This is a genomic window from Microbacterium sp. K27, from assembly GCF_004794435.1.
Classification (GTDB): domain Bacteria; phylum Actinomycetota; class Actinomycetes; order Actinomycetales; family Microbacteriaceae; genus Microbacterium; species Microbacterium maritypicum_A.
The window spans coordinates 47148-59008 of sequence record NZ_SSDK01000040.1 but is presented as its reverse complement, the minus strand read 5'-3'; the positions used below and the strand labels follow the sequence as shown (position 1 = coordinate 59008).

Sequence of the window (11861 nt, the reverse complement as noted above, 5' to 3'; positions counted from 1 at the left end):
GACCTCTTCCCCGGACCCTGCGCCGAGAGGAGCGCGCATGAAGATCCTGACGAGAGAGCGGCTGGTCGGCCTCGTCTTCCTGGCACCGACCCTCATCCTGTTCGCCGTATTCGTCGTGTACCCGATCGTGTACAACGTGCAGGCGAGCACGCTCGACTGGGACGGTGTCAACGTCGGCACGGCAGTCGGCATCGGCAACTACCTGGAGCTGTTCCAGGATCCGACGTTCCTCATCACGCTGCGCAACTCGGCGTTCTGGATCGTGCTGACGATCGTGCCCCAGGGCGTGATCGGCTTCCTCCTCGCCGTCGCCCTCAACCAGGGGCTCCGCGGCAGCACGATCTACCGGGCGATCTTCTTCATCCCCGCGATCCTCTCGCCGGTCGTGGTCGGGATCGTGTGGCAGCGCATCCTCGACCCTTTCAACGGCGTGCTCACCGCCATCGGCAAGGCCACAGGGCTCACCTTCCTCGGCGGCAACTACCTGGCCGATCCGCAGACGGCGATCTTCGCGGTGATCTTCGTGAACGTCTGGATGTGGACCGGGTTCTCGATGCTGTTCTACCTCGCGGGGCTGCAGCTGATCGATCCCAGCCTCGTGGAGGCGGCGCGCATCGACGGCGCCAACGGTTTCCAGACCATGGTGCGGATCACGTTCCCCCTGCTGAAGACCACCACACTGTCGCTCGTGCTCCTCGGGATCATCGGTTCGCTCAAGACCTTCGAGCTCGTCTACGTGCTCACGCAGGGCGGACCCAACCACGCGTCGGAGATGCTGCCCACCTTCGCGTTCCTGGAGGCGTTCCAGCTGCAGAACGTCGGGTACGCCTCGGCCATCAGCGTCGTGCTGCTCGTCGTCGCCGTCGTGAGCTCGCTCTCGATGGTGCGGGTGTTCGGCGCCGGATTCATCACAGGAGACGAGAAATGACCGCGACGAGCGAGACCCGCACCCTGATCGTCCCGAAGGACACCGTCGGCCGTCACCGCCACGGTGCTCCCGGACGCCGCGTCGGCTGGCTGCACTTCGTGCTCGTGCCGCTCGCCGTGCTCTGGCTCGTACCGATCATCATGGTCGTCGGGCTCTCGATGATGCCGCCGAACAACCCCGGCACGCAGTTCTTCGGGCTGTTCCCCGCGGAATTCAGCGTCAAGAACTACCTCACGATCTGGGACCAGAACCCGATCCTGTTGCACCTGCTCAACAGCCTCCTCATCACGGTGCCTTCGGTGCTGCTGGTCTGTCTGCTCGGATCGATGACCGCCTTCGCCCTGGCCCGGCTGCGGGTTCCGCTGAAGGCCCTGATCTTCGGGGTGCTGATCCTCGCGCTGATCCTGCCGATGTCGAGCATCGTGGTCGCGACGTTCCGCATCCTGCAGTCGATGCAGCTGTACAACAACCTCCTCGGGCTCGTCCTGGTGTACAGCGCACTCGGCCTGCCGTTCGCGGTCATCATCATCCGCACCTCCTACCTCGCGATCCCGCTCGAGACCTACGAGGCCGCACGACTCGACGGGGCGAACAGCTGGCAGATCTTCTGGCGCATCTACCTGCCGCTCGGCAAGCCCGCCCTCGCCGTGGTCGCGGTGTGGCAGACGATGATGAGCTGGAACGACTTCCTGCTGCCGCTCGTCACGCTCGGCGACAACGAGCTCAAGCCGCTCACCCTCGTGCCGCTCGCCTACCGCGGCATGTACCTGTCACAGCCGGGGGCACTGTTCGCGATCCTGGTGCTGATCTCCATCCCGGTCGTGCTGCTGTTCGTCTTCATCCAGAAGTACCTGGTGAACGGCCTGTCGGGAGCGATCAAATGAGCGTCATCGGCCTCGATCTCGGAACCAGTGGCGTGCGGGCCGTCGCCTTCGCCGCAGACGGACGGACGCTCGGTGGGGCGTCGGCACCGCTGATGCTGCGGCGCGACGGTCGCGGGCGCGTCGAGCTCGATGCCGAGGAGATCATCGTCGCCGCCGAGAGCGTGGTGCGCACAGCGGCGGCGGAGGCAGAGCAACTCGGCGACGCGGTGCAGGCGATCGGCTTCAGCGTGCTCGGCGAGGCCGTCGTGCCTGTCGACGGGGCCGGCGTACCGCTCGCTCCGGTGGCGGTGAGCATGGACACGCGCGGCATCGAACACGCCGCCGTGCTGGGGGCGCGGCTCGGGGACGGCCGCTTCACCGCGATCACCGGACAGCCGTTGCACGGGATGTTCTCGGTCTTCAAGATCATGGCCGGCGATGATGCCTGGTCTGCGGCCGCGGGTTACCGCTGCATCGGGGATCTGGTCGCCGAGCGGTGGAGCGGTGTCGCTGCCATCGACCTCGGTCAGGCCGCGCGTACCGGCATCCTCGACGTCGATCGAGGCGAATGGAGCAGCGAGATCCTCGAAGCCGTGGCCGCCTCCGCCCCGTGGGTGCGGGAAGACCGGCTCCCGGTCCCCGTGGCATCGGGAACCGTGATCGCCGGCGTCCACGACCAGGCGGCTGCCGTGCTCGGCGTCGCACCCGGCACGCGCCTGGTTGCCGGCACGCACGACCAGGCGGCTGCCTTCCTCGGCGCCGGTGGAGAGGCGGGAGTGCGGTCCGTGATCGCGCTCGGGTCGAGCGACTGCCTCTCCGTCGCCACCCGCGAACGCCCGCGTGGACTCGAGTCGACCGGCTTCGCCAGCTACCGACTCGATGACGAGACATGGATCACCCTCGCCGGAACCGCCGCAGGCGGATGGGCGCTGGAATGGCTGGCGACCCTCCTGGGCCGTGACGTCGGCGATGTGTTCGGCGCGCTCGCCGAGGATCCGCCCTCTCTCCTCGTGCTGCCGTACCTCGCCGGCTCCGGCACCCTCGACAACGACCCCTCCGCGCGCGGAACGATCCACGGCCTCACGCTCGACACGACCGTGCCGCAACTGGCGCGAGCCGTCGTGGAGGCCGCAGGCTTCGAGTTCCACAAGATCATCGCGGCCCTGGACCGCCACGGGGTCCGCGTCGATGACCTCCAGGTCACCGGCGCAGGTTCGGAGAACGCCGAGGCGCTCTCCGCCCGTGCCGCCGCGGCCGGGACGCGACTCACGCCGGTCGCCCGTGACGCATCCGCGCGTGGGGCGGCGATGCTCGCGCTCCGCGGCCTCGGCGCCGATTCCTCGGATCTCCTCGTCGCCCCCGACCCCGCGGCTGCGGCCGAGCCCGACCCCGCATCGGGCGAGTGGTACGCCGCGCAGCGAGCCGCCTACGCCGCCCTCTACGACGTGACCCGCGGCATCGCGCCGCACCTGGCCCGGCCATCGTGGCCGACCCAGAACCCGCCCCACCAGAAGGAGAACACGAAATGACCGAGACGACGCTCCAGCTCGACTTCGACATCGACGCCGCGCGCGAGGAGATCCTCGACTACTGCCTGCGTTCGATGGAGTACGGACTCAACTTCAACACGCAGGGCAACATCAGCATCCGCGTTCCCGGCGTCGAGGACCGGTTCCTGATCACGCCGACCGACCTCGAGTACGACAAGATGAGCGCCGATGACATCGTGCTCGTGAACGGCGACAGCGAGGTGATCGACGGACGGCTCGGGCCGTCGAGCGAGGTCACCGTGCACATGGCCGTCTACCGGCGTCGACCCGACGTGAACGCGATCGTGCACTCCGAGCCGGTGTTCTCCAACGTCTGGGGCGTCGTGGGGTCGCCGATCCTCGGGACGCTGGTGAACATGGTGATCTACACCAAGGGCGACGTGCCGATCATGCCGTTCGAGCTCAGCAACAACACCGAATTCGGCGAGCACATGTGCGACGCGATGGGCGACCTCAACGCGGTGGTGTGGGCGAACCACGGCCTGCTCACCGTCGGGCCGAACCTGCGTGACACGTTCAAGACCAGTGTCGCGGTGGAGTCGGCGGCCAAGGTGCAGGCCTACGCCCGCGCGCTCACCGACACCCCGATCGTGCTCGACTACGACACGCTCGGCATCACCGAGTCGCTCTGAGGATCGCGGATGGCACTGCAGACTCTGCGTACCGCGCTCGCCGACGCCGACGCGGGCGGCTACGCCGTCGGCGCCTTCAACGTGTCGAGCATCGATCAGGCGATCGCGGTGCTCGATGCCGCCGAGACGGAGCGTTCGCCCGTGATCGTGCAGGCGATCGCGGGGATGTCCGCCTACGACGACGAATCGCTCTGGTGGCACCGCCTGAGGCGTCTGGTCGCCGAATACGAGCATGTCCCCGCAGTGCTGCATCTCGATCACGGGCGCACCCATGACGACTGCGCGCGTGCCATGGACCACGGCTTCACCAGCGTGATGATCGACGCCAGCAGAGCGAGCGGCACCGATGAACCCGCCTCCTTCGCCGACAACGTGGCGCTCACGCGTCGGGTGGTCGAGGCGGCCGTGCCCTTCGGTGTGAGCGTCGAGGGCGAGCTCGGCACGATCGGCGGGGCGGAGGCGGGTGTCACCGGGGTGCTCGAGGAGATCGTGTTCGCCGACCCCGATCAGGCCGTCGAGTTCGTGGGACAGACCGGGGTGGACGCGCTCGCGGTGGCAGTGGGCACGAGTCACGGCTCGGTCAAGTTCACCGACGAGGCCGGAGGCCAACGGCTGCGGCTCGGCCTCATCTCGGAGATCAGAGGACGTCTGCCGGACACCTTCCTGGTGCTGCACGGTTCCTCGTCGGTGCCCGCCGAGGCGGTCGCCAGGATCAACGCACACGGCGGTGACGTGCGGCCCTCGTACGGGATCTCTCCTGAGCAGAAGGCGGAGGGGATCGCCGCAGGCATCCGCAAGATCAATCAGGGTACCGACTCCCACCTGGCCTGGAGTGCCGCGCTGCGCACATTCCTGCAGGAGAACCCCGCGGTGGTCGAGCCCAGCGAGCAGCTGCGCCCCGCGATGGGCGCATTCCGGGCGATGGTCACGCAGCGCATGCGTGAGTTCGGCTCCTCGGGTCGCGCCTGAGGCGCCGGCCCCGCGGGTGAGGCGTGACGAGCTCGATTTCGCAGGTCAGGCGAGCTCGATCGCGAGTCCGGCCTCTCGAAGCGTCTCCAGCTCGGCCGGAGGCGCTTCGACGCCGGTGATCAGCACGTCGACGCGCGCGATCGGAGCCACCTGGATCACCTGACTCTTGCCGATCTTCGAGCTGTCGGCGACCACGATGGCCCGCGCCGCCGAGTCGAGGTAGCGCCTCTTCATGGTCACCTCGGGGAGGCTGGAGTTCGTGAACCCCCGCTCCGACACCCCGTTGCAGCCGATGAAGCAGATGTCGCTGTGCACGGACCCGATGAACATGTCGCCCATCGGGTCGATGAGCGAGCGCTGCTTGTAGTTCACGGTGCCGCCGGTGACGACGACAGTGATCTGGTGCGGCTCCGCGACGCCGAGCTCGAGCGCGATCGTGAGGGAGTTGGTGAACACCACGACGCCGCGCAGATCCTCCCGGGCTCGCAGGGCGCGGGCGATCGCGAGCGTCGTCGTCCCGGCATCGAGCAGGATCGCCATCTCGCTCTCGACCAGCGCGGCCGCAGCATTGCCGATGCGTCGCTTCTCGGTGACGGCGCGCGTGAGGGCCCGCTCGTAGTCCGGGGAGTGGGCGGTGGACTTGATGCCCGAGATCGCTCCGCCGTGAACGCGCTGGATGACGTTCTCCTCGGCGAGGAGGTCGAGGTCGCTGCGCACCGTGACCTCGGACACGCTGAGGGTGCGGCTCAGCTCCTGCACGCGGGCGAAGCCCTGACGCTCGATGATCGACACGATCTGCTCGCGCCGCACCGTTGCGGGGACCGTCTGCGACCACTCTGGCATCCCCTCAGCGTACTCGGGACGGCGGAGCAGCCGACGGGTGCGCCGCCGGCGCCGCGCGATACTGTTGCACCTGTTGCACCACCCGGCTGCCGCATCATCCGGGCGTTGTCGGCGGGCGAGCCGGGGCAGCAGCAGTCGGCGGGAAGCAGAGGAGCGCATGGCAACGATCTACGACGTCGCCGCGCTCGCCGGCGTCTCGCCCGCGACGGTCTCGCGCGTCTTCAACGGCACGAGCGTGTCGGACGAGAAGGTCGCCGCCGTCCGTGCGGCCGCCGCGACGCTCGACTTCACGCCCAATCGGGCCGCCCGCTCGCTGCGTCGACAGAGTTCCGAGGTCATCGCCCTCGTGATCCCCGACATCGAGAACCCGTACTTCACCGAGATGGCGAGAGGGGTCGAGGATGTCGCCTCGGAGGCCGGGTACTCCGTCGTGCTCTGCAATTCCGATGCGCAGGTGGAGAAGGAGGCCACGTACCTCCGCATCGCGATCGCCGAGAACATGTCCGGCGTGATCATCGCGACCGCTGATGAGCACTCCGACCTCGACAGCCTCCTCGCCACCGGCCGGCCGGTCGTGGCCGTCGACCGCAGCACGACCTACGACATCGACGGCGTGGTGATGGCCAATCGGGCGGCAGGCACATCGGCGACGCGGAGTCTGATCGATGCCGGGCACCGTCGCATCGCCTATATCGGAGGGCCCGCGCACATCGACACCGCCGCCGAGCGCGCTGCGGGATGGCGTTCCGCGCTCGCCGCGGCATATCCCGATCTCGCCCTCGACGGCCTCGAGCGCTTCGCGACGTTCCGCGTCGACGGCGGGCGTGCCGCGATGGAGGAACTGCTCGCCCTCCCGGAACCTCCGGATGCGGTGGTGGCCGGCAACAATCTGATCGGTGTCGGAGCGATCCAGGTGCTCACGGAGCACGGACTCACCCCGCCGGACGTGGGTGTCGCCGTGATCGGCTCGCTGCCGTTCACGACGCTCTCGCCGAGTGTCGTGACCGTGGTGCGCCTTCCGGCGCGGCACATGGGTGTGACCGCGGCGCGGATGCTGCTCGAACGGATCAAGGGTGACACCCAGCCGGCGCGCACGGTCGTGCTGCGCAACGAGCTTCAGCCCGCGAGCGCCGTGCGGAGCTGAGCGGGCGGTCGGGCCGGCTACTGCGAGCGCCAGAACCGCGTCGCGAGGTTCGCCACCTCTTTGTCGAGGCTGTCGACCTTGTGCTCCAGGGCGTCGATGCGGCCGGTGAGCCGGCCCTCGAGACTCTCCAGCCGCCCGCTCAGATCGCCGCGCAGTCCGCCGATCTCGCCCCGCAGCTCGCCGCGCAGGCCACCGACCTCGGCGCGGATCACCCGGCTGAACTGCATCGTCATGAGGGTCATGCCGCCGAGCATCATGGTCGTGAACACGCCGATCAGCGTCCATACCTGCGGGTCGTCCAAGCGCATGCCTCCAGTCTGATTCGGGGTGCCCAGAATGTCACGGTATTCCGGTGCTGGTCAGCCAGAAAGCTGCGGTCGGTGGGCGCACCACCCTTCGGCGTGAGTGGTGCAGGACGACTCGCGCCTTGCGTCATGAAATCGATTTCGCGTACAGTGGCGATGAAGCCCGGACTCCGTCGTCCGGGCACGAGGAGGACTCCATGCGCTGCACCCTCGGGGTGGACATCGGCACGTCCAGCAGCAAGGGCGTGCTCGTGGATGCCGGCGGTGGAATCCTGGCATCGGCGACGAGGGCGCACGATGTCGATCGTCCGCGCACGGGCTGGGTCGAGATGGACGCCGCGATCTGGTGGGACGAGTTCGTCGCGATCTCGGGGGAGTTGCTCGCCGCAGTCCCGGACGCCGAGATCGTCGGTGTGGGCGTCAGCGGAATGGGCCCCTGCATCCTCCTCGCCGACGAGCATGACGTCCCGGTGCGCCCGGCGATCCTGTACGGCGTCGACACCCGTTCGACCGTGCAGATCGAGCGCCTCACCCGGGAGCTGGGCGTCGACGACATCACCCGCATCGGCGGGTCGACGCTGACCTCGCAGGCGGGCGGACCGAAGATCGCCTGGGTCGCCGACGAGGAGCCCGAGGCGTGGGAACGGGCGCGACGGCTGTACATGCCCGCGACGTGGCTCGTGCGCAAGCTCACCGCCGCCTACGTGCTCGATCACCAGTCCGCCAGTCAGGTGTCCCCCCTCTATGACATCGAAGGCGAATGCTGGCACGGCCCCTGGTGGGACCGATACGCGGCGCATGTCGAGCAGCCGACTCTGCAGTGGGCGGGAGATGTCGCCGGCGAAGTCACGGCCGAGGCATCGGCGCTCACCGGAATCCCCGCAGGCACTCCCGTGATCACGGGCACGATCGACGCCTGGACCGAGGCCGTCAGCGTCGGCGCGCACGAGGTCGGCGACCTGATGCTGATGTACGGCACCACGATGTTCATGGTCTTCACGAACGGTGCCGAGACGCTGCGGACGCCATCGATGTGGACCACGGCCGGTGCTTTCGCCGGCACCCGCAACCTCGCCGGCGGCCTCTCGACCTCGGGCGCGCTGACGGCCTGGCTCGCGGGGCTGACCGGCGCCGACTATCCCGAGCTGCTCGCCGAAGCCGAGACCTCGGGGGCCGGAGCGCGGGGCCTCCTCGTCCTGCCCTACTTCGCGGGCGAACGCACGCCGATCCAGGACCCGGACGCCCGGGGGGTGATCGCGGGACTCACGCTCGACCACACCCGCGGTGACCTCTACCGGGCCGCGCTCGAGGCCACGGCTCTCGGGGTGCGCCACAACGTCGAGACCATGCGCGCGGCGGGTGCGGACATCCTCCGCATCGTCGCGGTCGGCGGCGGCACCCAGGGGCGCTTGTGGTTGCAGATCGTGTCCGATGTCACCGGACTCGTGCAGGAGGTGCCCGCGACCACGATCGGGGCGAGCTACGGGGCGGCATTCCTCGCCGCGACCGCGACGGCCGCGCCAGACGGGACTCCGGTCATCGCCGACTGGAACCCGATCTCCGAGCGCATCCACCCCGACGAGGCGGTGCGCCCGCTCTACGACGCCCTCTTCGACCGCTACGTGCGGCTGTACGAGGGGTCGAAGCCCGTCGTCCACGAACTCGCCGCTGCCCAGCGCGGCACGCCCGCGACCATCGACAACCCGACCCCCACCGCCCCGGAGGCATCATGACCACCTACACCCTGCCGACGCCGGCGACCCGTCCGGCCACCGCGCCGAAGACGGCATACATCATCACGTCCGGAGACCTGCGCGAGTCGGCGAACGTCGCCGGCTGGCCGACGCAGGTCGAGCTGGAGAGCGGCGTGACCGGTGTGCTGAACGCGCTCGGCTGGGAAGTCATCCGCCCGTTCGGCGTCGACCCCGAGACCGGCCATGGCTTCATCTCGAGCCAGCGGATGGGACTCGAGGTGTTCAAGAGCATTCCCGTCGATGCTCCCCTCGTCGTCGCCATCGCCAACTGGCAGTACTCCCACCACGTGCTCGCCGGTCTGCGGTCGCATGAGGGGCCGATCCTCACCGTCGCGAACTTCGCGGGGGACTGGCCCGGACTCGTCGGGCTGCTCGGGCTGAACGCGGGTCTGACCAAGATGGACAAGCCCTATGCGACGACGTGGTCGGTCGACTTCACCGATCAGTGGTTCACCGACGGCATCAGGGAATGGACCGAGACCGGTGCCATCGCCCACGACGCCTCGCACGTGCGCGCACTGCGCGCACTGCCGGAGAGCCCCGAGAAGCAGCTGGGTGAGGCGCTCGCGGCCGAGCTGCGCGCCGAGAAGGCGATCATCGGCGTCTTCGACGAAGGATGCATGGGCATGTACAACGCGATCTTCGACGACGAGCTGCTCAACGGGACCGGCATCTACAAGGAGCGGCTGTCGCAGTCGGCGCTGTATGCCGAGATGCTGAACGTCACCGAGGACGAGGCGGATGCCGCCTACGACTGGCTGATCGATGCGGGCATGACGTTCCGCTACGGCGAGGACGCCGTCACCGAGCTCACGCGCGAACAGGTGCAGTGGCAGCTGAAGATGTACATCGCCGCGCTCCGCATCGCCGACGACTTCGGACTCGATGCGGTCGGCATCCAGTACCAGCAGGGGCTCAAGGACCTGGTGCCGGCGTCCGACCTGGCCGAGGGCATCCTGAACTCGACCGAGCGGCCGCCCGTCACCTCGCGCGACGGCTCACGAGTGCTGCACGAGGGGCGCGCGTTCCCGCACTTCAACGAGGCCGACGAGGGGGTCGCGGTCGACGCGCTCGTGACCGACCGGGTGTGGCGCGCGATGGGGCTCGTGCCCGACAACACCCTGCACGACGTGCGCTGGGGCGAGGACTACGACGGGCAGTTCGTCTGGGTCTACGAGATCTCCGGCTCGGTGCCCGCCTCGCACCTGGGCGGGTGGCAGAACGCCGAGGGCTGGCGCCAGGGCCACGTGTTCTTCCCGGCCGGCGGTGCGACCATCAACGGCGTCTCGAAGCCGGGTGAGATCGTGCTGTCGCGGGTGTTCATCGCCGAGGGGATCCTGCAGGCCGACATCTTCCGCGCCTCGGTCGTCGAGCTTCCCGCCGAGGAGACGCAGCGGCGCAAGGACGCCACCAACCCGGAATGGCCGATCGCGCACGTGGTGCTGCACGGCATCTCGCGTGACCAGTTCATGGCCCGCCACAAGGCCAACCACGCGCAGCTGGTCTACGCCCCGGATGCCGAGACGGCCGACAAGGCCCTGATCGCGAAGGCCGCGATGTTCGCCGGCATGGGCATCAAGGTCAACCTGGTGGGAGACGTGGCGGTCTGATCGGCTCGGGAGCTACTGCGATCGCCAGAAACGCGTCGCGAGACTCGTCAGCTCCGTGTCGAGGTCGCCGAGCGTCGATTCGATGCGTCCGAGTCGACCGTCGACGCCGTCGATGCGCGGCCAGGTTGTCACGGTATTCCGGTGTCCGTGGGTGACGTCCCCAGTCGTCGTGGGGAGGTCGCCGTCTGCCGTCCCGGTGCAGGAGGAGAGAAACCACCTGCCGATCGACTTCTTCACCTCCGTTCACTTAAGCGATATAGTCGGCCGCAGGTCGCACCGAAGCGGCCTGATCTCGATATCGATGATGAAGGAGACGATCAGCCATGACTCAGTCGCACATCAGGATTCACCGTTTCCGAAAGGGCCTCGCGGCACTCGCGGGCTTGGCGTTCGCAGCGGTCGGCGCCGCCGCGGCCTCGCCTGCCGTCGCCGAGAGCCCCGCGACCGATCCGAAGGTGGTGGCGTACGTCGAGGTGAACTCGAACGATTTAGCGAACGTGGCCGACTACACGCTGGCGGATTCGGGCAAGCCCGCCGTCGACATGGCGATCATCTTCGCCGCCAACATCAACTACGACGGCGAGAAGGCCTACCTGCACTTCAACGACCGCGTCACCGCGACGCTCGACGATGCCGAGAACCAGATCCGCCCTGTGCAGGCGCGCGGCACCAAGGTGCTGCTCTCCGTGCTCGGCAACCATCAGGGGGCGGGATTCGCGAACTTCACCTCGTACGAAGAAGCCGATGCCTTCGCCGCCCAACTCGCCGACGCGGTGACGACCTACGGGCTCGACGGCATCGACTTCGATGACGAGTACGCGCAGTACGGAGTCGACGGCACGCCGCAGCCCAACGCGCAGTCGTTCGGATGGCTGGCGACGGCTCTCCGCGATCGCCTGGGCCCCGACAAGATCATCAGCCTGTACGCGATCGGCGAGACGTACACCGTGACCGACTTCAGCCTGTTCGACGTCGCGGGCGTGATCGACTACGCCTGGAACCCGTACTACCCCACGTACAACGCGCCGACTATCCCGGGCTTCGGGGACAAGACCCGCCTCGGGGCTGCGGCGATCGACCTCGCGAACGTGAGCTCGTCGACGGCCGCGGACTTCGCCGAGCGCACGGTGGCCGACGGGTACGGCGTGTACGTCGCGTACAACCTCACCGCGACGGACCAGTCCGCGCTGCTGTCCGGGATCACACAGCAGCTCAAGGGAGAGGCGACGCAGTACACGGCTGCGCCGTGATCCGGCCACGTGC

Annotated in this window: 11 protein-coding genes; 9 read left to right on the top strand and 2 right to left on the bottom strand. The window is 68.5% G+C overall.

Features of this window, described 5'->3' with window-relative positions:
* Positions 1-37: 37 nt before the first annotated feature.
* The 5 genes from DW307_RS10035 to DW307_RS10015 are packed head-to-tail and all read left to right on the top strand — an operon-like array spanning position 38 to position 4942.
* Entirely contained in the window at positions 38-928 is an 891-nt protein-coding gene (locus DW307_RS10035) for a carbohydrate ABC transporter permease (protein WP_168441020.1), read from the top strand.
* The gene (locus DW307_RS10030; RefSeq protein ID WP_021201703.1) at positions 925-1812 is read left to right on the top strand and encodes a carbohydrate ABC transporter permease; all 888 of its coding nucleotides are present in this window, start codon (positions 925-927) and stop codon (positions 1810-1812) included. Before DW307_RS10035 ends, DW307_RS10030 begins: the two co-directional genes overlap by 4 nt.
* Complete coding sequence (locus DW307_RS10025) at positions 1809-3320, top strand: FGGY-family carbohydrate kinase (protein ID WP_136024640.1); 1512 nt, start codon at positions 1809-1811, stop codon at positions 3318-3320. The genes DW307_RS10030 and DW307_RS10025 overlap by 4 nt, the downstream gene beginning before the upstream one ends.
* Complete coding sequence (locus DW307_RS10020; RefSeq protein ID WP_136024639.1) at positions 3317-3973, top strand: class II aldolase/adducin family protein; 657 nt, start codon at positions 3317-3319, stop codon at positions 3971-3973. The genes DW307_RS10025 and DW307_RS10020 overlap by 4 nt, the downstream gene beginning before the upstream one ends.
* A 9-nt stretch (positions 3974-3982) precedes the next feature.
* A complete protein-coding gene (locus tag DW307_RS10015) occupies positions 3983-4942 on the top strand; it encodes a ketose-bisphosphate aldolase (RefSeq protein WP_136024638.1) in 960 nt (319 codons plus the stop codon).
* A gap of 45 nt (positions 4943-4987) precedes the next feature.
* Here the strand turns inward: DW307_RS10015 and DW307_RS10010 are convergent, their stop codons facing one another.
* Complete coding sequence (locus tag DW307_RS10010; RefSeq protein WP_029264769.1) at positions 4988-5785, bottom strand: DeoR/GlpR family DNA-binding transcription regulator; 798 nt, start codon at positions 5783-5785, stop codon at positions 4988-4990.
* Between the two features lie 157 nt (positions 5786-5942).
* Between DW307_RS10010 and DW307_RS10005 the strand changes: the two genes are divergently transcribed.
* Positions 5943-6929 (top strand): LacI family DNA-binding transcriptional regulator, encoded by a 987-nt coding sequence (locus DW307_RS10005; protein WP_021201708.1) that lies wholly within the window; start codon positions 5943-5945, stop codon positions 6927-6929.
* 17 nt (positions 6930-6946) lie between these two features.
* Here the strand turns inward: DW307_RS10005 and DW307_RS10000 are convergent, their stop codons facing one another.
* The gene (locus DW307_RS10000; protein ID WP_021201709.1) at positions 6947-7237 is read right to left on the bottom strand and encodes a hypothetical protein; all 291 of its coding nucleotides are present in this window, start codon (positions 7235-7237) and stop codon (positions 6947-6949) included.
* 194 nt (positions 7238-7431) lie between these two features.
* Here DW307_RS10000 and DW307_RS09995 point away from each other — a divergent pair, with 194 nt between their 5' ends.
* The 3 genes from DW307_RS09995 (at position 7432) to DW307_RS09985 (ending at position 11848) form a co-directional block, all read left to right on the top strand.
* Positions 7432-8967: an FGGY-family carbohydrate kinase gene (locus tag DW307_RS09995; RefSeq protein ID WP_029264767.1), complete on the top strand. Its 1536-nt coding sequence runs from the start codon at positions 7432-7434 to the stop codon at positions 8965-8967.
* Positions 8964-10598 carry a fucose isomerase gene (locus tag DW307_RS09990; RefSeq protein WP_136024637.1) on the top strand — a complete coding sequence of 545 codons (1635 nt, stop codon included), beginning with the start codon at positions 8964-8966 and terminating at the stop codon, positions 10596-10598. The genes DW307_RS09995 and DW307_RS09990 overlap by 4 nt, the downstream gene beginning before the upstream one ends.
* Positions 10599-10921: 323 nt before the next feature.
* Positions 10922-11848 carry an endo-beta-N-acetylglucosaminidase H gene (locus DW307_RS09985; protein WP_168441019.1) on the top strand — a complete coding sequence of 309 codons (927 nt, stop codon included), beginning with the start codon at positions 10922-10924 and terminating at the stop codon, positions 11846-11848.
* Positions 11849-11861 lie beyond the last annotated feature (13 nt).